Source organism: Aquibium sp. ELW1220 (assembly GCF_030398385.1).
Taxonomy (GTDB): domain Bacteria; phylum Pseudomonadota; class Alphaproteobacteria; order Rhizobiales; family Rhizobiaceae; genus Aquibium.
On sequence record NZ_JAOAOQ010000003.1, the window covers coordinates 92,241 to 115,315 of the forward strand.

The following is a 23,075-nucleotide window of genomic DNA, read 5'->3' on the forward strand; positions in this document are numbered from 1 at the left end:
TCAGTTCGCGACGGGGGCCGCCGGCTCGGCAGCCGGTGCGGCCGGAGCAGCGGGTTCGGCTGCCGGAGCAGCCGGGATCGGCGCGGGCAGCGGGCTGCCTGCCGCCGCCGCGGCGTCCGTCGCCGCGCCGCTGGTCGGCGCCGGCATCCGCCCGGCGTCGTTGCCGAAGAAGCGAAAGAACTCGGAGTTCGGCGACAGCACCATCGACGTGCCGGTGCCCTCCAGCGCCTCTGTGTAGGCCGCCATCGACCGGTAGAAGTCGAAGAAGTCCGGGTCCCGCTGAAATGCATCGGCGAAGATGGCGTTGCGCTGCGCTTCGCCCTCGCCTCGCAGGATCTCGGACTCGCGGCGCGCTTCGGCGATGATCTCGACCACCTCGCGGTCGGCGCGGGCCCGAATGCGGGCGGCCGCCTCGCGACCGCGTGCCCTCAGGCGCTCGGCCTCGGCAAGGCGCTCGGCCGACATGCGGTCATAGGTCTGCTGCGAGACCTCCTGCGTCAGGTCGGTGCGGCGGATGCGCACGTCCTGGATCTCCAGACCGAGCGACGTGGCGTCTGGGCGGAGCTGGTCGCGAACCTCGAGCATCATCGACGTCCGCTCTTCGGACAGAGCGGATTCGAAGCCGCGCAGACCGTAGACCCGGCGCAGGGCCGCATCGAGACGGGTGCGCAGCCGCTGTTCGGCCAGCGTGACGGAGCCGGAGACCGTCTGCCGGAAGACGCGCGGATTCTCGATCCGGTACAGCACGAAGGCGTCGACCTCGTAGAACTTGCCGCCCGAGACCTGGACGCGGATGTCGTCGAGATCGAAGCGCATGATGCGGTCCTCGATCATCTGGACGTTGTCGGCCTCGACGAAGCCGAAGGGCAGCTTGAAGTAGATGCCCGGCTCGGACTTTACGTCGACGATCTCGCCGAAGCGCAGCACGATCGCCTGCTGGCGCTCGCTGACGACGAAGAAGGAGGAATAGGCGATGATGGCGATGACCGCCACGATGGCGGCGATGATGGGAAGCCGGTTCGACATCAGTTCGTCCCTCCCGTGGCGGGCGCGCGGCGCTCGAGTTCGGGAAGCGGCAGGTAGGGCACCACGCCCGGCCCGCCTGCGCCCTGCTCGATGATGACCTTGTTGGATCCCTTCAGGACCTGCTCCATCGTTTCGAGAAAGAGACGGCGCCGCGTCACGTCGGGCGCCTTGGCGTATTCGTCGTAGACGGAGACGAAGCGCTGCGCCTCACCTTCGGCTTCCTGGACGACCCGGGTCCGGTAGGCGGCTGCCTCTTCCCGCACCTGCGCGGCTTCACCGCGGGCCCGGCCGAGCTGCTGGTTGGAGTACTGGTTGGATTCCTCCACGAAGCGGTCCTCGTCCTGCTCGGCGCGCTGCACCTCGTCGAACGCGTCGGCCACCTCGCGGGGCGGCGCGGCGTCCTCGATCGAGATCGCATTGACCACGATGCCCGTGCCGTAGTCCTCCAGCGATCCCTGGATGATCTGGCGCACCTCGTCGGCGATGCCCTGGCGGTCGTCGCGGAAGATGTCCTGGGCAGGACGCCGGCCGACCACTTCGCGCACCGCGCTCTCGGCGATCTGGCGAACGGTGTCGTCGGGGCTCGCCACGTTGAAGAGATAGGCGGCCGGATCGGCGACCTGGTAGGCGACCGAGAACTTGACGTCGACGATGTTCTGGTCACCCGACAGCATCAGGCCCGACGAGCCGCCGCCGCGCACTTCGCCGATGTTGACCAGCTTTTCGGCCGTGTTCGCCTTCTCGACCGTCTCGATCGGCCACCAGTGGAAATGCAGGCCCGGCTGGGAGAGCTCGTCCTTCGGCTTGCCGAAGCGAAGCTCGACGGCCAGTTCGTCCGGCTGCACGGTGTAGACCGACTGGAAGGCCCAGAGCGCGACGAGACCGACCGCGACGATGCCGACGATCGCCGGCGAGAACCCGCCGCCGCCTGGCAGCGCGTGCTTCAGCCGGTCCTGGCCGCGGCGGATGATGTCCTCAAGATCGGGAGGCGTGCCCTTCGGGCCGTTCGGACCGCGGGGTCCCTGCCCCCAGGGTCCGCCGCCTCCGCCGTTGCCGCCACCGCCGCCCCAAGGGCCGCCGCCACCGCTTTGATTGCTCCAGGGCATGAATGTCCTCTCATTTGGTGGGTGCCGCCCGTCGACAGAGGGCGAAACCGATGGCCGTGTTATAGGGATACGCCCCTGCCCTTTCAACGCGACACGGAGCGTGAATGGGGCGAATTGCGCTGCCTTGTCGCGGAAAAGCGCCGAAAGCCGGCAAAACCCTCTCTAACGGAGGGCCTGCGGCGACGTTCCCGCGCGCTCATAGACGACATGACGCGTCGGGTGGCTGTCCCGCGGGCCTGCCGGAAGTTCCTCGGTGTGGCCAGCGCGCCAGAGAGCGGGATCGATCGCGGGGAACCGCGTGTCGCCTTCAACGGACGCCAGGACGTGCGTGACGTGCAGCCGGTCGGCCCGGTCGATCGCCTGCCGGTAGATCTCGCCGCCGCCGATGATGCAGGTTTCGTCGCCCGCAGGCATGCAACGGCCGCGAACGCGCGCGAGCGTCAGCGCATCGTCGAGCGAGCGGACGGCTTCCACCCCTTCGGCGCTCCAGCCGGCGTTGCGCGTCACCACGATGTTCAGTCGCCCCGGCAACGGCCTGCCGATGCTTTCGAAGGTCTTGCGGCCCATCACCACCGGCTTGCCCATGGTCTGCGCCTTGAATCGCTTCAGATCGGCCGAGAGCCTCCAGGGCATGTCGCCCTCGCGGCCGATGATGCCGTTCTCGGCCACCGCGACATGGATCACGACGTCCGCCATGGCTCAGCCTCCCGAGGAAGGTTCGGCGGTGAAGGGTTCGAGGATCAGGATCTCGACGTCCTTCTCCGGGAAGTGGTCCTTCGCGCGCATTTCGAAGGTCGTCGGCCCCGTCTTCTTCACGCCATCGCCGCAGAAGGAGACGAGGTTCTTCGGGTCGCCCTTGTCGACCGTCAGGCGGAAATCGCCGATCGTGCCGCTGGCCCAGTTGCCGCCGGTCTTGAGGATGTAGGACAGCCGCGTCTCGAAGAGGCGCGGATAGCCGTCGGGCGAGGCTTTCGCGGCCTTCAGCACCGCCTTCTCGAAGCCCTCGTCCATGCAGTAGCGGGCCTTGTAGTCGGCGTGGTTCCCTCCCTGGATGTTCCCGTCGCTGAAGAAGCTGATGCCGGCCGAGGAGCCGATACTCGGCGTATAGCGATGCGAGACGGCGACATCCCGCCCTGCCGGGAAGGTCATGCGCCACCAGTATGTCGAGGAAAGCCGCCAGAACGGCGTGACCACCCGCTTCATGCCCGATCCGTCGTCATACTCGTCGATGATGACGATGCCGCGGTCGAGCCAGTCGTCGACGATGTCCTCCGGCAGTCCGGCCAGCGCCGCTTCCGCCGCCCCGCCATAGGGAAACAGCGGAATTCCGCGCGATTCGAGGTCCTGCGTCACGTCGATGCCGACGGCGAAGGCGCGCTGCTCCAGCGCCGGCTCGACGGCGTCGCCATCGACGGAGACCTCGAAGCCGAGGAAGTCGTCGTCGGCGTCGAAGGGGATCGACACGTTCTGGTAGGGACTGGCCTCGATTTCGGGCATCGGGAAGGCGACGATCGAGGAGACGTCCGCGTCGGAGCGATTGCGGAAGACATAGTCGACCCGTACCGCTTCTCGCGAAAGAAAGAGGTCCTCGCGGGCCATCTCGATGACGTCGCTGCGTGACAGGACGAGCCCGCCCGCGCCGAGTTCGGCGGTCGAATCATTCGCCTCCGCGGCGCTTGCCGCGGCGAGCATGAGGATGGAGGCGACGGCGCGCTTCATGAAGTGACCCTCGACAGGCGACGGTTGACCGGAGCCCGTGCGGCAACGGGGCTCGGCAGATGCGCGCCCTGCATAGCCGATAACGCCATGGCCGTCGATTGCAGCGGCGCCGCCGTCCGCCGCGCAGCAGGCGGACGGCCGCGCCCGCGTCGTCAGAACTCGACGCGGGCGTTGAGGCGGAAGGTGCGGCCGGGCTCGAAATGCGGCTTCACGCCGTTGAAATCCTGGCCGTAGCTCGCACGGCTCGTGTAGGTCTCGTCGAAGATGTTGCGCGCCTCCAGCCGCAGCGTCAGGTTCTGCCGCGACGGCGGCGTCCATTCGGCGAAAGCGTTGAAGACCTGGTAGGCGGGCAGCGGCAGCTTGTCGGAGGTCGGGTCGGACGGGTGCTTGACCAGCGTGGCGTCGCTTTCGAGGCCGAACTCGGCATCGCCGCCCAGCGTCAGGCCCCAGGGTTCGTGGCGCCAGCCGGCCGTCAGCATGACGATCTGGCCGAGCGGCGTCGTCAGGTAGCGGCCGACCTCCGAGTCCGCCGCGACGCCGTCCACCTCGCCGCTGATGTCGGCATATTTCGCGGTGACGTAGCCCGTCCCCCAGTCGTAGCCGGCGCCGACTTCCCAGCCCCAGCTGTAGAGGTCGTAGCTGCGGGTGGCTCCGTCGGTGTAATTGGCGGAGCGGGCATTGCGGATGTCGGACTGGAAGACGCCGGCTTCCACGGAAAAACCGTTCCAATGCGCCTCCAGGCCGGCGGTCAGGCTGACCGAGGTGACCGGCGAAGGGCCGTCGCCATAGTCCCAGGCGGGGTTCTGGATGAAGTTCTCCGCCAGCGGCACGCCGCCCCAGACCCGCGACGCTCCGGCCTTGGCGGTGAGGAAATCCGGCACGAGGTCGTATTCGCCCGAGACGTTGCCGGACACGCCGACATTCTTCCATTCCGATCCGTCGGTGCCGGTGAACCACTGGTTGTCGACGCGGCCGCCGAAGGACAGGCGGGCACGGTCGGTCGGCTCGAGCCGCGCCTGCGCATAGGCGCCGACGTTGCGGGCCTTCTCCTCGGGATGTTCCTCCGCGCCGGGCTCGCTGTAGTCGAGGTTGGCACGATCCGAATAGAAGTCGACGCCGGCCGTCACGCTGCCCAGGTCGAGGTTGAAGCGGTTCTCGACCTTGCCGTTGAAGCTCTCCGTCGCACCGATGGACGGCGCGAGAAAGTCGCCCGAGCCGCGGCTGTACACGGGCGTCTCGACCTGCGTGCGGCTGTAGGCGAGCACCACCTTCGGGTCCCACCAGCCGGCCGGCTTGTCAACCGTGTAGGTGAATACCGTGTTCTGGCGGTCGAGCGTATACTGGCGCAGCACCGGTTCGTTGCGGATGTTGATGTAGACGTTGGCGCGGTACGGGCGCAGGTCGTCGTCGCGCACCTGCTCGTGGCTGAGCTCGAAACGGTGGCCGCCGAGCGTCTCGTAGGCGACCTTGCCGAGGCCGCTGATCAGATTCGTTCCGGTGCCGAGCATCTCCTCGCCGTTGCCGGCCTCGTAATTGCCGCCCTCCGAATAGTTGAGGAAGCCGAGATACTCGAAGCCGCCATGCCGGCCATAGCCGCTGACACCGGTGACGAAGGTGTTCGAATTGGTGTCCCAGGTGCCGCTGACGAAGCCGCCGAAGGCACGGCCCGGCTGGAGCAGGTCGTCGACGTCGACCGTCTCGAAGCCGATCGAGCCGGCGAAGGCGCCCGGGCCGGCATCGGCGGGGGCCACGCCCGGCTGCACGGTCACCGCCTTGAGCAGCGCCGGATCGAGCAGATAGGTGCCGTTGTGGTGGAACACCTTGTTGTTCTGGCGCGAGCCGTCGACGGTGACCGCGAGGTTGGTCTCGTCGACGCCATTGACGTAGAGCTTCTGCGTGCTCGGGATCGCACCGCCGACCGCCACGGCGGGCTCGCCGGCGAAAATCTCCTGCAGGTCGGTCGGCTGCTTGCGCTCGAGCTCTTCCTTGGTGATGGCGATCACCTTGGTGCCGGCGGTGCCTTCGGCACCAGCGCCGACGTCGAGCCGCGGCAGCACGGTCACCTCGTCGCCGGCTTCAGTTTCGGCAGCCTGCGGATCGTCGACCTGCGACTGCGCCAGCCCGGCCGTCGCCGAAGACATCAGAAAGACGAGGGACAGCGCGGTCCCGAGCGACAGGTGACGATAGGCGGCCATAGGCTTCCCCCCGGAAAGAGTGCGGTCGACGGTTGATGTGCTGCAGGTTCGAGACCCCTGCCGGTCGGGTGCGAGCCGGGCCTTGCGGCCGGTCGGTGCCTGTTCGTGGCCCTTAGCCGGAGCCGCGAGGCCGCGCAATGTTACATGATCGAATAAGTCAAGAAATGAAGCGTGCGATCCCAGGCATTGTTGCCATGGTGCAACAGCGCCCCGCGCGGGTCAGCCGTCGGCGCCGAAGCGCAACCCGTCGACGATGAGGTCGATCATCCGGCCGGTGTGATCCGCGCCGCCGCTTTCCGTCGCCACGGAAAGGTTGCCGATCGCCCGCAGGAGGTCGTAGGGGTCGACGCCGGCCCGGATCTGCCTTGCCGCCACCGCCGTCTCGAGCAGGCCAGCGAGCGCCGGCGTGAAGCGCTCGCGAAAATAGTCGGGCAAGGTGTCGAAGGCGGGGTCACCGGAATGGAGGGCAGCCGACAGGCCGCGCTTGGTGCCGATGAAGCCGGAATAGCGCCGCAGCCACCGCACCAGCGCCGCGAGTGGGGGATGGGCCGCCGCCAGCGCCTGCGCCTCTGCGGCACAGGCGTCGACTTCGCGGCGGAAGACGGCGGCCACGAGATCGGCGCGCGTGGGGAAGCGGCGGTAGAGCGTGCCCATGCCCACCCCTGCCCTCAGCGCGATCTCGCGCACCGGCGCATCGACGCCATGCTCGGCGAACACCACCCTGGCAGCCTCCAGCACCGCGTCCTCGTTGCGGCGCGCATCGGCGCGCAGCCGCCGTCCGGCACCGTGCTCGTCCTGCTGTGGATCGTCCTCGGCCAAGCCCGCTCCCTCCGTTTGTCCCCGCGCGACGACTGCCCGTGCCCGCCGCGCTTGATAAACGGAGCGTCGCTCCGTATATGCATGCAAGCGGAGCGTCGTTCCGTATAATCTCTATCGCGCCGGCACGACGCCGCCAACCCTTACCGGAGAACACCCTCGATGTCGCATGCCCTGCCCCAGGTGGCGCCGCTCCCGGCCACCGATCCATACCCCATCCTCTCCTTTGCGCCGGTCCGCCTCGCCGCCCCCGGTCGCGGGCACGACATCCACCTGCGGGTCTCGATCCCGGCGAATGGTGGCGCGCTGCCTGTGATCCTCTTCTCTCATGGCAACGGCCAGTCGCTGCACGCCTACGGGCCGCTCGCCAACCACTGGGCCGGCTCCGGCTTCGCCGTCCTGCAGCCGACGCATCTCGACTCCCGCCTGCTCGGCCTCACCGCCGACGCCCCGCGCCGGCGACAGTTCTGGCGCTATCGCGAGACCGACCTCGTGTATATCCTCGACCGGCTCGACGACATCGAGCAGGCGGTGCCCGGCCTCACCGGTCGCCTCGACCGCGACCGCATCGCCGTCGCGGGGCATTCCTGGGGCGCCCAGACCGCCAGCATGCTGCTTGGCGCCACGCATCCCGACCCCGATGACGGCTCGGTCGTCGACATCGCCGACGGACGGGTCAAGGCCGGTGTGCTGATGGCGGTGCCGGGCACCGGCGGGGCCAATCTCAGCCCCTTTGCCGCCACGCACTTCCCGTTCATGCAGCCGGATTTCTCCGCGATGACGCCGCCGACGCTCGTGGTGGCCGGCGACAGCGACCGCGGCGCGATGACGGTGCGCGGCCCGGACTGGTGGCGCGAGGCCTACGATCTCGCGCCGCCGCGCAAGGCGCTGCTGACGCTCGCCGGTGGCGAGCATTCGCTGGGCGGCATCCCGAACTACGAGGCGCGGGAGACCACCGACGAGAGCCCGGCGCGTCTGGCGGCCGTGCAGCGCCTGTCGACCGCCTATCTGCGCAGCGCGCTCCATCCGGGCGATCACGCCTGGGACGAAGCGCTCGCGGCGTTTCGGGCGGACGCAAGCCCGCAAGGGACCGTCGAGACGAAATGAGGGCGACGCGAACGGCGCGGGCCGGGCGCCATCCCCGGGCCCGCGCCGCATTGCGTCACACGGCGACGTCGGCTGCGATCGCCGGATGGCTGTCGTAGCCGGTCACCTCGAAATCCTCGATCCGGTAGTCGTCGATCGTCTCTGCCCGCCGGCGGAGCGCCAAGGTCGGGAAGGGTTTCGGATCACGGCCGGCCTGCATGCGGGCCTGGTCGAGGTGGTTGAGGTAGAGATGCACGTCGCCGCCCATCCAGACGAACTCGCCGAGCGAAAGGCCCGCCTGCTGCGCCACCATGGCCTGCAGCGCCACCGCGCCGACGAAATTGAACGGAAGGCCGAGCAGCGCGTCGCCGGAGCGCTGGTACATCAGCATGTTGAGACGGCCGCTCGAATGGACGTGGAACTGGTAGACCATGTGGCAGGGCGGCAACGCCATACCCGGAAGCTCCGGCACGTTCCAGCCGTGGAACAACATGCGGCGGCTGCCGGGGTTGTCGCGGATCAGGCGGATGACCTCGGCGATCTGGTCGTGCTCGCGCCCGTCGGCGCCCAGCCAGCGCCGCCACTGCTTGCCGTAGACGGGCCCGAGGTCGCCCCAGCGTGCGGCAAAGGCCTTGTCGGCCAGCACGCGGGCTTCGAAATCGGCCTGGCTGACCGTTTCGCCGGTCTCCCTGCGGTAGCGGGCGAGCGGCCAGTCGGTCCAGATCCGCACGTTCTCCTGGAGCAGCTCGCGGATGTTGGTGCCGCCGGTCAGGAACCAGAGCATCTCCTTGATCGCCGTCTTCCAGTAGACCTTCTTGGTGGTCAGCACCGGGATGGTGCCGTCCGACAGGTCGAAGCGAAGCATCGCGCCGAACACCGACAGGGTGCCGACGCCGGTGCGGTCGACGCGGCGGTCGCCGGTGTCGAGGATCCGCTCGATCAGGTCGAGATACTGCCGTTCGGGATGGGTCTGCATCATGCCGTCCGTTCGTTCCGCAGCGCCCGCGCCGCGATTCCCACGCGGCGCCCAGACTAGACGAGGATGGCCGATCACGCACCCTTGCCGGCCTGCGATCCCCAGCCGATTGCGGACCCGGCGCAAAGCCGGGCGCACGCCGCGGCGATCGCGCATCAGGACGCCAGAAGTTCAGTCCGGGCCGGATCGCTTCGCCGGGACCAGCCGTTCTGTATCCGCACCCAGCCGCGGCGCTGTCGGAAGCGTCGGCCTCTCCATGCCGGCCTGCCGGAAAGCCGGACCGAAGGCGAGCGGTTCGCCGTCCACGCCGATGCCGGGCGTCGCCGGATAGACCTCGGTCAGGAACTCCAGCAGGTTTCGGACCCGCGCGGCGGGCACGTTGGCGGCGTTGAGCCTGGTTTCGAGATCGGCTGCGCTTGCGGTGGCGAAAGCACTGCACAGCGCCCGGCGCAATTCGTCCGTGGCGACGTTGGCGAGGAAGGCATCGTCGGCAAGGCCCGCGGGAACCCATGGCGGGCCGGCCAGCTCGGGGCGGCCGAGCAGCCGGCAGAGCGCGGCGAACTGGCCCATCGTGTTGGCCGCGACCGAGATGTGTCCGTCGGCGGTGGCGAAGGTCTCCGCGCCCGGGCTGCCGACGAAGCCGCGATTGCCGACCCGGCCGGGCGGCTGGCGCGTCGCAAGCACCGTCGCGGCGGGTCCCGACATCAGCGCAACGGCCGAATCCACCATCGAGACGTCCAGCGTGATGGGACCGTTGTCGCCGCGCAGGCGCCGCACCACGGCCGCCAGGATCGCCTCGGCGGCGCTGATGCCGGTGGCGATGTCGATCACCGGGAACCCGACCTTCACCGGCCCCGCATCGTCTCCGCCGCCCTGCATCATCATCATCCCGGTCGCTGCCTGGACGACATGGTCGTAGGCCCCGCGCGCGGCATTGTCGCCCGACTGGCCCCAGCCGGAGATCGAGCAGTAGATGATGTCGGGGCGCACGGCACCGATCTCTTCGGGCCCGAGTCCGAGCCGCCTTGCGACGCCAGGACGGAAATTCTCGACGAAGATGTCGGCCGTCCTGGCGAGATCGAGAACCGACCGGCGGCCGGCCGGCTCGGCGAGGTCGATGACGACCGACTGCTTGCCGGCGTTGAGGGCGCGGAAGCCGGGCGCCAGTCCGTCGAGCTCCGGCTGCATGGCAAGCGCGCGCATGGCGTCGCCGCCGCCCAAGCGCTCGACCTTGATCACCTCCGCGCCGAGACAGCGCAGGTGATGCGTGGCGCAGGGCCCGGCCAGCACGTGGGTGAGGTCGAGCACCCGGTATCCTTCAAGCGGCAACATCGTCGTCTCCCCGACCTTGATGGCTCGTGCGCGCGGCGATCCGGTAGACCGCCCGGGCATTGTCCGCGAGCAGCGCACGGCGCCCGTCGGGACGGTGTTCGGCGGCCAGCGTCTTGTAGGCGTTCCACAGCGTCCGGTAGCCGATCGAGGCGCTGTCGACCGGAAAATTGCTCTCGAACAGACAGCGCTCCGTGCCGAACCTCCGGATCGCATGGCGGAAATAGGCGCCGCGCTCGGCCAGGAACTCCTCCGACGACGGCGGCCGCAGACGACGGTGCGCATCGTAGCCGGTAACCATGGAGGCGAGGCCGCCGAGCTTCACCACGAGGTTCGGCAGATCGGCGATGCGGTCGATCTGCCGGCCCCATGCGTCGAAGACGGGATCTCCCGGGCGTGCCGCGCCGGTGTAGCCCATGGGGGTGGCGGCGTGGTCGACGACGATCGTCGTGCCCGGCGCCTGGCGCGACATCTCGACGAGGTCGTCGAGCTGGTGGTGGAACAGGAAGGCGTCGAAGACGAGCTCGCGCTCGCCGACCATGGCCAGCCCGCGCAGGAAGGCAGGGTCGGCATAAAGACCCGGCCGGGCGGCGCCGGCGAGCAGGCGGGCGGCGGGATCCTCCAGCCGCGCTCCGCTCTGCCGGATGCCGCTGACGAATCCGCCCGCGACGTCGCGGTAGGCGTCAAGTATCTCCTCCAGGCGGGGATCGGCCAGGTCGGCATGCAGCACGGCCGCGCCGATGCGGGTGCCGGAGACCTGCCCGGCCATGGCTGCGGCCTGTCCGAGCGCGAACGCCGCCTCCCCCACCGGCCGCAGGTGCGGCGGCCCGTCGGCGCGATGGCCCGAGCCGCATTCGACGTAGATGACGTCGCCAACGCGATGCCCGGCGCCGAGGTCGGCCGCAAGCTCGGGAAGCATGTAGGTGCTGGTGCGCAGCGGCGTGGCGGCACCGGATGGATCCGGAAAATCCCGCTCCTCCCAGAGGTGGATATGGGCGTCGACGACCTCCCAGCCGGGCTCGACGACGTCTTCGGGGCGGCTGTCCCACCAGTCCCGACGGGCGCCCATGCGGCGAACCCAGGCCTGCCGCTCCTGCGGGGTCATGCTTCAGCGAACCTCGATCGTTTCGTTCCGCGCGCGGTGCGCGATTTTCCCGCCGCCAGGGCGACCGGCGGACCATAAGGCGGCTGGCGCTATCAGCGGTAGTTAATTATCCTGACGGTGGGATTACGTTTTTCTAACATCGGACCGCGTGATGATGGACCTGAGGCAGATCCGCTATTTCGTCGCCGCCTGCGAGACGGGCTCGCTCAGCGGCGCAGCCCTCCGGCTGAACTGCACGGCGCCGGGCGTCAGCCAGCAGATGAGTTCGCTCGAAGCACGCCTCGGCACCCGCCTGTTCGAACGCACCCCGCGCGGTGTCAGGCCGACGGCCGCGGGCAGCCGCTTCTACAGCCGGTGCCTGGCCGTGCTGAAGGCCGTGTCGGAGGCCGAGATCGAGCTGCAGGACTTCAAGGCCGGTCTGAGCGGATCGATCTCGGCGGGCTTCGCCCCGGGTCTCGCCAAGGCGATCCTGCCGCAGGTTCTGGCGCGGTTCACGCGCGAATTCCCACGCATCGACATCGAGATTGCCAGCGGCACGGCCGACGTCCTCGTCTCCGAAACTTCGGCCGGCGGCCTCGATTTCTATGTCGGCCAGTTCCGGCAGGACCACCTCAGTGTCGTGGCGACCCATATCGGCCGCTACCCGGTATCGCTGCTGTCGGGCGCCCGGCGCGGGCTCACGCCGATGCAGCCGGTCAATCTCGCCCATCTGTCGCCGCTGAAGCTGTCGGTCCCGTCGGGCACCAACAGCCTGCGCTCGAACATCGAGGAAGCGATCCGCAGCGGCGAGATCGTGCTCGAGCGCAAGATCTCGATCGACAGCCTGTCGGCCGGCTTCAACTTCGTCTGCCAGACCGACTGGTCGTCCATCCTGCCCTTCTGGGTCGGCCTGCAGGAACTCGGCAACGACCGGGTGACCGTCAACCCCATCGAGCAGCCCGCCTTCCATGTCGATGTCGCGCTCATCGTTCCGACGCAGCGGCCGATGGGAAGGCCGGCGCAGCTGTTCTACGATTATTTCCGTCAGGAGCTGCAGCGGATGGCGGAGGAGTGGCGCCGGATCGTCACGCCTGCCTTAAGCGCGGATTAGGGATCGCGTTAGAAGAAATAAGTGCCGCTAAACCATGCGGAGGCCTACGCTTCCGGCCGGAGGATGCGAGAACGGCTGCCGAGGAGGACCTGCGTCGGTCGGGGTCGGGCGGCCCGAGTTCATCGCGCTCCCTCGATACGATCCGGGAGGACACAATGACATATCGGACAATTCTCGGAGGCGCGCTGGCGCTGCTCCTGGCCGGCGGCGCGATGCTGCCGCAAGCCTCGGTCGCAGCCGAGTTCGAACTCAAGATGCAGTTCGCTTCGCCGGACGGGACGCCCTGGAACGCGATGGACCGGCGCTTCGCGGCGCAGCTGGAGGCGATCACGCACGAGCGGGCCAAGGTCGTCTTCTTCCCGCCGAACTCGGTCACCCCGTTCAAGGACTGGCTCCAGGCGACGGGCTCCGGCCTGCTCGACATCGGCTTCGTCTGGCACCCCGTCCTGCCCGGCAAGTTTCCGCAGCTCGAACTGCTGACCCTGCCGGGGCTGGCGAAGAACCAGACGATCGCCAGCACGGTCTACTGGCGCCTGCGCGAGACCTATCCGGCGCTGGGTGAACTTTTCACGCCCGAGGACAACGTCGTGGAGATCGCGACCTTCGTCGCCTTGGGCGCGCATATCCACTCGAAGTCGGCCATCGAAACGCTCGGCGACCTGAAGGGCAAGGTCTTCGCCGCCCAGGACGCGGCAGGCGTCGAGGTGCTGCAGAAGCTCGGCGCGAGTGCCAGCGTGATGGTCGGCCCCGACGCCTATCTGGCGCTGCAGCGGGGCGCCGTCGACGGGGTGCTGTGCGCCTGGGGCTGGGTGAACAACTTCAAGCTCAACGAGGTGACCACTCACCACACGCTGGTGAACCTCAATCCGGGCACCTACAGCACGGTGATGAACAGGGACGCCTACGACAGGCTGACCGACGACGAGAAGAAGCACCTGGCCGATCTCCTGCCGGTCTATTTCTACTACAACACGACCAACGGCGCGGCACAGGCGATGTCGGCGATCCCACCGGAGAACATCCACACCTTCTCCGCCGCGGACCAGGAGACGCTGGCGACGACGATGCGGCCGATGTGGGACGCGTGGGTGCAGAAGGCCGACGCGATGGGCCTGCCCGGCCAGGAGATCCTCGACGAAGCCGTCCGGCTGATGAAGCTCTACGACCAGAACTGACCGGCACGCGGACGAGGTGCCTCCGTCCGGTCGATGCGGCGGACGGAGGCTCGATCATCGGCGGCGCGCCGGGTCCGCACGAGGTTCGTATCCATGACATCCATCAAGGCGCCCATGCCGACATCCGCCGCCGCCCCCGCAGGAACCTCGTTCGGCATCGGCTGGCTGAACCGCGCGGCCCGCTATCTCGGCGGCGCATCGCTTGCCGCCATCATGCTGCTGACGGTCGCGGACGTGGTGATGCGCAATCTCTTCGCGACGGTGGTGCCGGGCGGGATGGAGCTGGCCGGGCTGCTCATGGTCTTCGTCGCGCTGTCGACGCTTGCCCTCGTCGAGCAGGAGAAGGGCCATATCCGGGTCGACGTGCTCCTGAACGCCCTGCCCGGCTTCGTGCGCACACCGCTGCTGGCCGGCGGGCTCCTGCTGACGCTGGCGACGATCTGCATCACGGCGCTGCAGATCGCCTTCCAGGCGCTCTACCTGCGCAGCAACGGCATCGTGACGGGCGTGCTCGCCATTCCCGAGTGGCCTTTCGCGGCGGCGGCGGCTGTCTTCATGGCGCTGTTTGCGCTGGCCCTCCTCGTCAACCTGATCGCGGTGATCGGAGAGGTCGTGGAAATACGGGACGGTCGCTCGCTTGCGATCCTGGCTTTGTGGACCGCCGTGGCGCTCGCGATCGTCTGGTTCGCGCTCAGGCCGGGCGACCTCCCGTTCGAGCTTCCGCGCGAAATGCGCGGCGCGGGCAGCATCGCGCTGTGCTTCGTCCTGATCTTCCTTGGGGTGCACATCGCCGCCGCCATGGCGATCACCGCCCTCCTCGGCATCAGCATGCTGATCAGTCCGGGCGCGAGCCTGACCAGCCTCGGCACGACCACCCTCGACGTGGTCGCAGACCAGACCTGGAGCGCGGTGCCGCTGTTCACCTGGATGGGGCTGATCGTGGTGGCCTGCGGCTTCGCCGAAAGCCTCTACCGGGCAGCCTACCGGTGGATCGGGCATCTTCCGGGCGGACTGGCCTCGGCCAGCACGGTGGCCAGCGCCGGCCTGTCCTCGATCGTCGGCGACACGCTCTCCGGCGTCTACTCGATGGGCTCGATCGCGCTGCCGCAGATGCGGGCCTACGGCTACGACATGAAGCTCGCCGCCGCCTCCATCGCCTGCGCGGCCACGATCGGCGTGATGATTCCGCCCTCGATCGCCTTCATCGTCTACGGCATGATCACCGAGGTCTCGATCGGCAAGCTGTTCGTCGCGGGCATCCTGCCCGGCATCCTCTTCGCCTTCATCCTGATCGCGATGATCACCGTCCGGGCGATGATCGACCCGGCGCTCGCCCCGCGCGGCGAAAGGAGCAGCTGGCGCGAGCGGCTGGCCTCGACCGTCGAGATCTGGCCGATCCTCGCGCTGATCCTGCTGGTGCTCGGCGGGCTCTATGGCGGGCTGGTGACGCCCAACGAGGCGGGCGGGCTCGGCGTCGGCGGGGCGCTGGTGATCGCCGCGCTGACCGGCCGGCTGTCGCGCGGGTCGCTCTGGCGGTCGATCGAGATGACGCTTCGCCTGTCGACGGCCATCATCATCATCTTCATGTTCGCGACCGTGTTCAGCCGGTTCATCACGATCAGCGGGCTGACCAGCCAGCTCGCCGACCTGATCGCCGGAATGCAGCTCGGGAAGTACCAGCTGCTCGCGGCGATCATCGCCTTCTACGTCGTCATCGGCATGTTCATGAACGCGCTGCCCGCACTCGTGCTCACCGTGCCGCTGTTCTTTCCTCTGGCGATGAACGCAGGCTTCGACCCGATCTGGTTCGGCGTGATCTGCGTGATCATGGTCGAGCTCGGGGTCGTGACGCCGCCGATCGGCGTCAACGTCTTCGCGATCGCGTCGCTGACGAAGGACGTGACGATGTACGAGATCTTCCGCGGCGTCTTCCCGTTCTGGTTCGCGTTCCTCGGCCTCGTCCTGCTGATCACCGTGTTTCCGCAGATCGTGCTCTTCCTGCCCTCGCTGATGTGACGGAGGATCGACGATGCAGCCGCAGCGCCGGGCGGGCTCAGGCTTCCGGGATACCGCCGAGTTCGAGCAGGCGGGTGCGGTCGTCGAGGTCGATGTTGATGTCGAAGACGACGCCGTCGGTGCGGTAGACGAGCTGCGCGAGGCAGATCACCTCGCCGGCAGCATTGAGGAAGAGGCGCCTGACGCGCATGACCGGCTCGTTCACCTGGATGTCGAGTTCGGCGGCGTCCTGCGGCATGGCGGAGACGACGCGCAGCGTCTGCCGCACCCGCGCCAGGCCCACGTCCTTGGCGTCGTAAAGCAGGTTGGAGATGAGTTCGGTGCCCCAGAGGCGGGCCGGGATCAGGTCGTAGACCCGGTCGGCGACGAGGTATTCGCCGACGATGAAAGGCCTGCCCGTCCGCTCGAAGATCCGCTTCATGTAGCGGTAGGGGCCGCACGGCTTCCCTTCCTCGGGGAGGATGCGCAGCTCGGCCGCCGCGGGCCGGCTCTCGACGACGCGGAAGCTCAGCGCCGCGCCGCGATTCCCCGGCGAACGGATGAGGCCGTAGGGAACGGACACCGCAGCGTCCGGCCTCGCGGTGACGAAAGTGCCGCGGCCCCGCTCGGCGCTGATCAGGCCTTCCTTCTCCAGGCCCGACAGGGCGTGGCGAACGGTCATCGGCGAGACACCGAAGGTTGCCACGAAGTGCTTCAGTGTCGGCAGCCGGTCGCCGACCCGCCACGTCTCGTCGGCGATGCGGCGCCGGATGATCGCGGCAAGCTGGACGTAGTAAGGCGTCCCGTCTTCGCGGAGCATCTGCTTTTCTGCGGTCACGCTCGGCAAGGCGTCCATCCTTCAAGCATCTTCCCGCTGCCTCGTTACGCACCGGCGCGGGCCGAAACAATCGTCGCGCCCGAAGAAGCCGACGAAAAACGGTTGAGTCAAATCACCAAAGTGATAATGTGCTATTATTAAATCACAATCGAGACAAGGGCTCGATGTGAGGTTGGACCGGCGCCGCCGTCTGCGGCGTCTCACAGGCTGGGAGGGCCGACGATGAGAAGCTGGATCACGGGATCGACGATCGCTGTCGCAATGGCGCTGGGCTTGGCCGCAAGCCCTGCTTTGTCGCAGGGAAGCGGCACGTTCAAGTATGCCGAGCAGGTGAAGCTCATCACCATGGACCCGCAGAAGCAGAGCGGCAGCGGCGTTCCCTTCCTCCGTCCCGCCTACGAGTCCCTTTTCGAGAAAGGCCCCAACGGCGAGAACCTGCCGTTGCTGGCGACGGACTATGCGGTCGACGGTCTCGACGTGACGATCACGCTGCGCCAGGGCGTCAGCTTCACGAACGGCGAGCCCTTCAATGCCGACGCGGCTGCGAAGAACATCAACCGCGGCGTCGAGATCGGCATCGTCGAGGGCCTGAAGACGGTGGAAAGCGCCTCCGCGGCGGACGAATACACGCTGATAATCAGGCTGAAGGAGTTCGACCCGGCGATCATCTCGACGCTCTGCTACACCGGCGGCATGATGATCGCGCCGGCGGCGATGGCCGACCCGGCGCTCGACCGCAATCCGGTCGGCACCGGCCCCTATGTCCACATCAAGACCGAGTCGCGCGAGGGCGAGGTGCAGGTCTACACGCCGAACCCGACCTACTGGGACAAGGACAAGATCGGCCTCGCCCGCTACGAGGTCTGGGAAATCCCGGACGACACGGCGCGCCTGAACGCGCTCAAGACCGGCCAGATCGATGCCGGCAACTGGCTGTCCAACCCCCAGGCCGCCATCATCGACCGCACGCCCGACCTGAAGCTGATCCGCAACAATGGCGGTCTCAACTACCACGTCATCATCTCCGACCGGGAAGGCACCGTCGTTCCCGCCTTCGCCGATCCGCTGGTGCGCAAGGCGATGGCGCTGTCGATCGACCGCGAAGGCTTCAACAAGGCGATCCAGTTCGGGCTGGCGGCGAAGTCGTTCCAGCCCTACGGCAAGGGCGACTGGGCCTACGATCCGGCCCTCGAAGGCGTCTACGACTACGATCTCGACAAGGCGCGCGACCTGATGGCGCAGTCGAAGTTCCCCGATGGCTTCAGCTTCGACATGCCGTCGATCCCGGTCTACCAGTCGCGTCTCGAGGCGCTCGCCGGCTTCTTCAAGGAGATCGGGATCACCATGAACATAGCGCCGCAGGAGCCGGGCACGCTGGCCCGCGTCAGCCGCACAACGGCCTATCCGGCGACGAACCTCGTGTGGAACACCATCACCGACCCGAAATTCCTGGCGCTGCGCTACGTCTACGACGACGCCAACTACAACCCGTTCAAGGCCAAGCCGAGCGAGACGCTGCTGGCGCTCGCTGAGGAGGGTCTGACGTCGGTGGAAACCGAGGTGCGGGCACCCGTCTACAGGAAGATGGCGGAGCAGCTGGCGGAAGAGGCGTTCCTGATCTTCGTCACCAATGCGCCGATCCTGATCGGCACCAGTGAAAAGACGGCGAACAATCCGACGGTCGTCTATCGCTACGGCGAGGATTCGGTCAACCTGCGCGGCCTGAAGGCCAACGACTGACGGTCCCATGCTCAGGCTCATCGTCCAGCGCCTTCTGGCGCTGATACCCCTGCTGTTCATCGTCTCGGTGATGACGTTCTCGTTCACGTCGCTGCTGCCGAGCGATCCCGTCGACCTGATCCTCGGCGAGACGGGGACGCAGGAGCAGCACGAGATGCTGCGCGAGCGGATGGGGCTCAACGAGCCCATCGTCGTCCGCTACGTGCAGTGGCTCGGGCGGGCGGTGCAGGGCGACCTCGGCACCTCCTTCTTCAACAGCGTGAGCGTGTCGACGGCCCTGATGCAGCGGCTGCCGGTCACGCTCTCGCTGACGCTCGTGTCGGCGCTGATCGCCGTCGTCGTGGGCGTGGCGGCAGGGATCGCGGCGGCGCTGCGCCCGCGCTCCCTCATCGACCGGCTCGCCACCGTCGGCGCGACGTTCGGCCAGGCGATCCCGAACTTCTGGTTCGGACTGCTTCTCGTCGCGATCTTCGCGGTGAACCTGCGCTGGTTTCCCGCCACCGGCTTCTCGCCGCTTTCGGCATCGCCCGTGGACTGGCTGCGCAGCGTCACCCTGCCGGCCATCGCGCTCGGGCTCTCGTCCAGCGCGGCCATCGCCCGCCAGGTCCGCTCGGCCATGGTTGGCGTGCTGCAGCAGGACTACATCCGCGCCGCCCGGGCGCAGGGCCTGTCGTCGCGCCGCGTCATCCTCAAGCATGCGCTGACCAATGCCATGGTGCCGGTCGTTGCCGTGCTGTCGTTCCAGATCACCGTCCTGCTCGGCGGCGCGCTGATCGTCGAACAGGTCTTCGCCATCAACGGGCTCGGCACGCTCGCCATCGGCGCCGTGCGTCAGCAGGACATTCCGATGATCCAGGGGCTCGTCCTCGTCATGGTGGGCCTGGTCGTGGTCGTGCAGCTGGCCACCGACGTGATCTACGGCCTGCTCAACCCCAAGGCGCGCCCGTCATGAAGACAGTTCCGAGCGACGGGCCGGCCGCGGCACCGAGCCGCAGGCGCCGCGGGGCGAGCGGATCGGCCGCGATCGTGGTCGTGGCGGGCGCCATCCTGGCGCTGCTGGTCTTCCTCGCGCTCTTCGCCGATCTCGTCTCGCCCTACGACCCGCTGCGGCAGAACCTGATCGCCTCGCTGCAATGGCCCTCGGCCGCCCACTGGCTGGGAACCGACGATCTCGGCCGGGACGTGCTGTCGCGCCTGATCCACGGCTGCCGCATCGCCGTCATCGCCGCCGGCGAGGCCACGACCATCGCCATTCTCATCGGCGTGCCGATCGGCCTGTTCATCGGCTATCGCGGCGGCTGGTGGGACTGGGTGGTGATGCGGGTCGTCGAGGCGGTGGTGTCGATACCCGGGATCATGGTCGCCATCGTCATCCTCGCTCTGCTCGGCACGGGGCTGCACAAGGCGATGATCGCGCTCGGCATCCTGTTCTCCACCTCGTTCCTCAGGCTGGCGCGCGGCGTCGTGCTGGCCGAGCGGGAGGAAGTCTATGTCCGCTCGGCGCGCGTCGTCGGCGCCTCCGGCGGCCGCATCCTGCTGGGCCACATCCTGCCCAACATCGCGCCGCCACTCATCGTCCAGACGACGCTGACCGTCGGCGCCGTGCTCCTGGCCGAGGCGGGGCTGAGCTTCATCGGCCTCGGCGTGCAGCCGCCGGACGCGAGCTGGGGCACCATGCTCAGCACGGCTGCGGCCTTCATGGACCTGCACTGGTTCCTCGCCATCCCGCCCGGCATCGCCATCATCCTGACGGTCCTGTCGATCAACCTGATCGGGGACGTGATCCGCGACGGGGTCGGACGGGGCATCACGGTCGCTGCGCGGCAGGACGCGCCCGTCGCGTCCTTCGCGGCGCTCGCGGACGTCGCACCCTCCGCCGCCGCCCTGCCGCCGCCCCGCCCCGACGAGGTGCTGCGCGTCGAGGGTCTGCGGGTGACGGTCTCCACCGCGGACGGCGGCGAACTGCCGCTGATCTCCGACCTGTCGCTGTCGATCTCGAAGGGCGAGACCCTCGGCCTCGTCGGCGAATCCGGCAGCGGCAAGACGCTGACCGGCCTCGCGATCCTTGGGCTGACCAGCGTGGCGCTGCGGACGACGCACGGCTCGATCGTGCTCAACGGCCGCGACCTGCGGACGCTGCCGCGGCGCCGGATCGAGGAGGTCCGCGGCAACGAGGTCGCGATGGTGTTCCAGGACCCGACGACCAGCCTCAACCCCGCCTTCACCGTCGGCAGCCAGATCGCCGAGGTGTTGCGGGCCAAGCACGGCCTGTCGAAATCCGCGGCCTGGGCGCGCACGGTCGAACTGATCGACCGCGTCGGCATCCCGCGCCCCGGCGAGCGCGCCCGCGCCTTCCCGCACGAACTGTCCGGCGGCATGGCGCAGCGCATCGCGATCGCGCGCGCGCTGAGCTGCAACCCGTCGCTGCTGATCGCCGACGAGCCGACGACGGCGCTGGACGTCACCGTGCAACAGGAGATCCTCGACCTGTTCCGCGACCTGCAGGCGGAGTTCGGCATGGCGATCCTGTTCGTCACGCACGACCTCGCGGTGGCCGCGGACATCTGCGACCGGATCAGCGTCATGTATGCCGGCGAGATGGTGGAGATGGCCGAGGTGGACGCCCTGTTTGCCCGCCCGCGCCATCCCTATACGCGTGGCCTGCTTTCGGCGATGCCACATGCCTCCGACCGCAAGCCGCCGCTGCCGACGATCCGGGGCAGCGTCCCCCGGCCGGGCACCTGGCCCGCCGGCTGCCGCTTCTCCAACCGCTGCGATTTCAAGGTCGCGGCCTGCGAACGGCGGATCCCGCTGACCGGAACGGACCGCCTGGTGCGCTGCATCCGGGCCGACGAACTGGTTCTGGAGGCGGCACAATGAGCGACGACGCACTGCTCGATATCCGCGACCTCAGGGTTACCTACTGGGGCAAGTCGCTGCTCGGATTCAGGGGCAAGGCCTTCGATGCGGTGAAAGGCGCGAACCTGTCGATCCGGCCGGGGCAGACGCTCGGTCTCGTCGGCGAATCGGGCTCTGGGAAGTCGTCGATCGCCAATGCGGTGCTCGGCCTCGTGCCGGCGAACGGCGGCACGATCCGCTTCGGCGACGTCGACCTCGCCGCGATGAAGACGCGGTATCCGCCCGACGTGCGCGGCCAGATCCAGGCCGTGTTCCAGGACCCCTACTCCTCGCTCAACCCGTCGATGACCGTCGAGGACATCGTCACCGAGCCGCTGCGCGTCCACACGACGATGAGCCGCGCCGAGCGGCGCACGCGCGCGGTGGAGCTGCTCGGACTGGTGTCGCTCTCGGAAGAGCATCTCGAGCGCCATCCGCACCAGTTCTCCGGCGGCCAGCGCCAGCGCATCGCCATCGCGTCGGCGCTGGCGCTGGCGCCGAAGCTGATCGTGCTCGACGAGCCGGTGAGCGCGCTCGACGTCTCGACCCAGAACCAGATCATCAACCTGCTCTACGAGCGCCGCGACGAACTCGGCATCGCCTACCTGCTGATCGCCCACGACCTGGCACTGGTGCACCACATCTCCGACCGGATCGCGGTCATGTATCTCGGCCACATCGTCGAGGAAGGGCCGTCCGACCGCGTCTACAGGGCGCCGGCCCATCCCTATACGCGGGCGCTCCTCGACGCCGTGCCGGTCCTCGACCCGGATGCGCAGCGCCGCCGCCGCGCGAGCCGCAAGGCAGCGCCGGCGCGGGAGACGCCGCGGCTTGCCGCGCAAGGCTGCCCCTATCGCAACCGCTGCCCCTTCGCGATGCCGCGCTGCGAGGCGCAGCTGCCGCCGGATTATCCCGTCGACGGCGGCGGCACGGCCGCCTGCTTCCTGTTCGAAGCGCCTGCCGGACAGGGGTCGGCCCGGCTGCGGCTGGTGCAGGCATGACGTCCCTGCCCTGCGCGTCTGTCGTCGAGGCGGGCGGCATCCAGGAGGCGCAGGACGTGCTGGCCGACGATCCGGCCATCGGCGAGGGCCTGACGTGCCGCTGGCCTTCGGAGGTCGAGCCGCGCGGCTTGGTGGTGTTCTGCCACGGCCTGGGGTCGAGCGGGCGCGGCTACCGCGACCTTTCGCGGCACTGGGCCCGATGCGGGTATCTGGTCCTCCAGCCGACCTTTTCCGACGCGATCGGCCGGGTGGCCGCAAAGGAGCCCGAACTTGGGCTCGATCCGCAAGCCGACCTCTCCGGCTGGCTGCAGATGCCTGCTGCCCGCGCACGCATGTTCGAGATCCTGCATGCGCCGGAGCACTGGCTGGAGCGGGTCGCCACCGTCGGCCGCGTGATGGACAGGCTGGACGCGGTGCTGCAGGCGACCTGCGGCCGGCCGGACCGGCCATTGCCGTCTGCCATCGCCGGCCATTCCTTCGGCGCCTATACCGCCCAGCTTCTCGCTGGCGCAGAGATCGACCTGCCGGACGGACAGCCGCACCGGTTCCGCGACGACCGGTTCGGCGCCGCGATGCTGCTCAGCGCGCAGGGCCGCGACCAGCAGGGCCTGCGCGACGGCTCGTGGGACGCGATGGACGGACCTGTCCTGACCGTCACGGGCACGCTCGACCGCGGCGCGAAAGGCGGCGACTGGCACTGGAAGTCGGAGCCCTTCGACCTCGCCCCGCCCGGCGGGAAGTATCTTGCCGTGCTGCAGGACGGCGACCATCATCTGGGCGGCTTCGGCGACAGCGGCGCCTACCCGCAGGTCGCCACCCAGCAGGAGGCCGTGCGGCTGCTGACGACCGCCTTCCTCGACGCTCACGTGACGGGCGTGCCGGCAGCGCTGGGCTGGCTGGGAGCGGTGGAGGCGAACGTCGCGGGCTGCCCACTGCTTTTCAGGCGGAAGTAGCGGACCGGAGACCGCTTTGGCGCTGGG

19 protein-coding genes are annotated in these 23,075 nt (G+C 68.6%); 9 read left to right on the forward strand and 10 right to left on the reverse strand.

From position 1 onward, the window contains the following. The 6 genes from N1F91_RS03740 to N1F91_RS03765 all read right to left on the reverse strand — a co-directional run bounded on the left by N1F91_RS03740 (position 1) and on the right by N1F91_RS03765 (position 6,865). Complete coding sequence (locus N1F91_RS03740; protein ID WP_289990398.1) at positions 1-1,026, reverse strand: protease modulator HflC; 1,026 nt, start codon at positions 1,024-1,026, stop codon at positions 1-3. Continuing rightward, on the reverse strand, positions 1,026-2,132 hold the full coding sequence (gene hflK, locus N1F91_RS03745) for an FtsH protease activity modulator HflK (RefSeq protein WP_289990399.1): 1,107 nt from the start codon (positions 2,130-2,132) through the stop codon (positions 1,026-1,028). The genes N1F91_RS03740 and hflK overlap by 1 nt, the downstream gene beginning before the upstream one ends. 162 nt (positions 2,133-2,294) lie before the next feature. Continuing rightward, positions 2,295-2,828, reverse strand: coding sequence for a dihydrofolate reductase (locus N1F91_RS03750; RefSeq protein ID WP_289990400.1), 534 nt, complete (start codon positions 2,826-2,828; stop codon positions 2,295-2,297). A gap of 3 nt (positions 2,829-2,831) precedes the next feature. Further along, positions 2,832-3,851 (reverse strand): DUF4424 domain-containing protein, encoded by a 1,020-nt coding sequence (locus tag N1F91_RS03755; protein ID WP_289990401.1) that lies wholly within the window; start codon positions 3,849-3,851, stop codon positions 2,832-2,834. Between the two features lie 152 nt (positions 3,852-4,003). After that, positions 4,004-6,046 carry a TonB-dependent receptor gene (locus tag N1F91_RS03760; RefSeq protein WP_289990402.1) on the reverse strand — a complete coding sequence of 681 codons (2,043 nt, stop codon included), beginning with the start codon at positions 6,044-6,046 and terminating at the stop codon, positions 4,004-4,006. A gap of 219 nt (positions 6,047-6,265) precedes the next feature. Further along, complete coding sequence (locus N1F91_RS03765) at positions 6,266-6,865, reverse strand: helix-turn-helix domain-containing protein (RefSeq protein ID WP_289990403.1); 600 nt, start codon at positions 6,863-6,865, stop codon at positions 6,266-6,268. A 159-nt stretch (positions 6,866-7,024) separates the two neighbouring features. Between N1F91_RS03765 and N1F91_RS03770 the strand changes: the two genes are divergently transcribed. Next, positions 7,025-7,969 carry a chlorophyllase gene (locus tag N1F91_RS03770; protein ID WP_289990404.1) on the forward strand — a complete coding sequence of 315 codons (945 nt, stop codon included), beginning with the start codon at positions 7,025-7,027 and terminating at the stop codon, positions 7,967-7,969. 55 nt (positions 7,970-8,024) lie between these two features. Here N1F91_RS03770 and thyA read toward each other — a convergent pair whose 3' ends face one another. From thyA to N1F91_RS03785, 3 genes are all read right to left on the reverse strand, one after another. Next, positions 8,025-8,924, reverse strand: coding sequence for a thymidylate synthase (thyA, locus tag N1F91_RS03775; RefSeq protein WP_289990572.1), 900 nt, complete (start codon positions 8,922-8,924; stop codon positions 8,025-8,027). 171 nt (positions 8,925-9,095) lie between these two features. Beyond that, positions 9,096-10,256: a CoA transferase gene (locus N1F91_RS03780; protein WP_289990405.1), complete on the reverse strand. Its 1,161-nt coding sequence runs from the start codon at positions 10,254-10,256 to the stop codon at positions 9,096-9,098. Continuing rightward, a complete protein-coding gene (locus tag N1F91_RS03785) occupies positions 10,243-11,358 on the reverse strand; it encodes an amidohydrolase family protein (protein WP_289990406.1) in 1,116 nt (371 codons plus the stop codon). The genes N1F91_RS03780 and N1F91_RS03785 overlap by 14 nt, the downstream gene beginning before the upstream one ends. A 151-nt stretch (positions 11,359-11,509) precedes the next feature. Between N1F91_RS03785 and N1F91_RS03790 the strand changes: the two genes are divergently transcribed. The 3 genes from N1F91_RS03790 (at position 11,510) to N1F91_RS03800 (ending at position 15,639) form a co-directional block, all read left to right on the forward strand. After that, positions 11,510-12,448: a LysR family transcriptional regulator gene (locus N1F91_RS03790; RefSeq protein WP_289990407.1), complete on the forward strand. Its 939-nt coding sequence runs from the start codon at positions 11,510-11,512 to the stop codon at positions 12,446-12,448. A 155-nt stretch (positions 12,449-12,603) separates the two neighbouring features. Further along, on the forward strand, positions 12,604-13,623 hold the full coding sequence (dctP, locus tag N1F91_RS03795) for a TRAP transporter substrate-binding protein DctP (RefSeq protein ID WP_289990408.1): 1,020 nt from the start codon (positions 12,604-12,606) through the stop codon (positions 13,621-13,623). Between the two features lie 93 nt (positions 13,624-13,716). Continuing rightward, positions 13,717-15,639, forward strand: coding sequence for a TRAP transporter large permease subunit (locus N1F91_RS03800; protein WP_289990409.1), 1,923 nt, complete (start codon positions 13,717-13,719; stop codon positions 15,637-15,639). A gap of 37 nt (positions 15,640-15,676) precedes the next feature. Here the strand turns inward: N1F91_RS03800 and N1F91_RS03805 are convergent, their stop codons facing one another. Further along, positions 15,677-16,456: a GntR family transcriptional regulator gene (locus tag N1F91_RS03805; protein ID WP_289990573.1), complete on the reverse strand. Its 780-nt coding sequence runs from the start codon at positions 16,454-16,456 to the stop codon at positions 15,677-15,679. A gap of 222 nt (positions 16,457-16,678) precedes the next feature. On the opposite strand from N1F91_RS03805, the gene N1F91_RS03810 reads away from it, so the two are divergent. Genes N1F91_RS03810 through N1F91_RS03830 form a run of 5 tightly spaced genes read left to right on the forward strand, consistent with a single transcriptional unit; the run spans position 16,679 to position 23,048 of the window. Then, positions 16,679-18,196: an ABC transporter substrate-binding protein gene (locus tag N1F91_RS03810; protein WP_289990410.1), complete on the forward strand. Its 1,518-nt coding sequence runs from the start codon at positions 16,679-16,681 to the stop codon at positions 18,194-18,196. Between the two features lie 7 nt (positions 18,197-18,203). Continuing rightward, a complete protein-coding gene (locus N1F91_RS03815) occupies positions 18,204-19,148 on the forward strand; it encodes an ABC transporter permease (RefSeq protein ID WP_289990411.1) in 945 nt (314 codons plus the stop codon). Next, positions 19,145-21,076, forward strand: coding sequence for a dipeptide/oligopeptide/nickel ABC transporter permease/ATP-binding protein (locus N1F91_RS03820; protein ID WP_289990412.1), 1,932 nt, complete (start codon positions 19,145-19,147; stop codon positions 21,074-21,076). Before N1F91_RS03815 ends, N1F91_RS03820 begins: the two co-directional genes overlap by 4 nt. Then, positions 21,073-22,095 carry an ABC transporter ATP-binding protein gene (locus tag N1F91_RS03825; RefSeq protein ID WP_289990413.1) on the forward strand — a complete coding sequence of 341 codons (1,023 nt, stop codon included), beginning with the start codon at positions 21,073-21,075 and terminating at the stop codon, positions 22,093-22,095. Before N1F91_RS03820 ends, N1F91_RS03825 begins: the two co-directional genes overlap by 4 nt. Continuing rightward, the gene (locus tag N1F91_RS03830) at positions 22,092-23,048 is read left to right on the forward strand and encodes a hypothetical protein (protein ID WP_289990414.1); all 957 of its coding nucleotides are present in this window, start codon (positions 22,092-22,094) and stop codon (positions 23,046-23,048) included. The genes N1F91_RS03825 and N1F91_RS03830 overlap by 4 nt, the downstream gene beginning before the upstream one ends. The last annotated feature ends 27 nt before the right edge of the window (positions 23,049-23,075 follow it).

What these genes read in the sequence shown, in the direction of transcription:
- N1F91_RS03755 (WP_289990401.1), bottom strand. Translation starts at nt 3,851, where the DNA reads ATGAAGCGCGCCGTCGCCTCCATCCTCATGCTCGCCGCGGCAAGCGCC.
- N1F91_RS03830 (WP_289990414.1), top strand. Translation starts at nt 22,092, where the DNA reads ATGACGTCCCTGCCCTGCGCGTCTGTCGTCGAGGCGGGCGGCATCCAG.
- thyA (WP_289990572.1), bottom strand. Translation starts at nt 8,924, where the DNA reads ATGCAGACCCATCCCGAACGGCAGTATCTCGACCTGATCGAGCGGATC.
- N1F91_RS03790 (WP_289990407.1), top strand. Translation starts at nt 11,510, where the DNA reads ATGATGGACCTGAGGCAGATCCGCTATTTCGTCGCCGCCTGCGAGACG.
- N1F91_RS03785 (WP_289990406.1), bottom strand. Translation starts at nt 11,358, where the DNA reads ATGACCCCGCAGGAGCGGCAGGCCTGGGTTCGCCGCATGGGCGCCCGT.
- dctP (WP_289990408.1), top strand. Translation starts at nt 12,604, where the DNA reads ATGACATATCGGACAATTCTCGGAGGCGCGCTGGCGCTGCTCCTGGCC.
- N1F91_RS03780 (WP_289990405.1), bottom strand. Translation starts at nt 10,256, where the DNA reads ATGTTGCCGCTTGAAGGATACCGGGTGCTCGACCTCACCCACGTGCTG.
- N1F91_RS03760 (WP_289990402.1), bottom strand. Translation starts at nt 6,046, where the DNA reads ATGGCCGCCTATCGTCACCTGTCGCTCGGGACCGCGCTGTCCCTCGTC.
- N1F91_RS03800 (WP_289990409.1), top strand. Translation starts at nt 13,717, where the DNA reads ATGACATCCATCAAGGCGCCCATGCCGACATCCGCCGCCGCCCCCGCA.
- N1F91_RS03770 (WP_289990404.1), top strand. Translation starts at nt 7,025, where the DNA reads ATGTCGCATGCCCTGCCCCAGGTGGCGCCGCTCCCGGCCACCGATCCA.
- N1F91_RS03825 (WP_289990413.1), top strand. Translation starts at nt 21,073, where the DNA reads ATGAGCGACGACGCACTGCTCGATATCCGCGACCTCAGGGTTACCTAC.
- N1F91_RS03750 (WP_289990400.1), bottom strand. Translation starts at nt 2,828, where the DNA reads ATGGCGGACGTCGTGATCCATGTCGCGGTGGCCGAGAACGGCATCATC.
- N1F91_RS03810 (WP_289990410.1), top strand. Translation starts at nt 16,679, where the DNA reads ATGAGAAGCTGGATCACGGGATCGACGATCGCTGTCGCAATGGCGCTG.
- hflK (WP_289990399.1), bottom strand. Translation starts at nt 2,132, where the DNA reads ATGCCCTGGAGCAATCAAAGCGGTGGCGGCGGCCCTTGGGGCGGCGGT.
- N1F91_RS03740 (WP_289990398.1), bottom strand. Translation starts at nt 1,026, where the DNA reads ATGTCGAACCGGCTTCCCATCATCGCCGCCATCGTGGCGGTCATCGCC.
- N1F91_RS03815 (WP_289990411.1), top strand. Translation starts at nt 18,204, where the DNA reads ATGCTCAGGCTCATCGTCCAGCGCCTTCTGGCGCTGATACCCCTGCTG.
- N1F91_RS03820 (WP_289990412.1), top strand. Translation starts at nt 19,145, where the DNA reads ATGAAGACAGTTCCGAGCGACGGGCCGGCCGCGGCACCGAGCCGCAGG.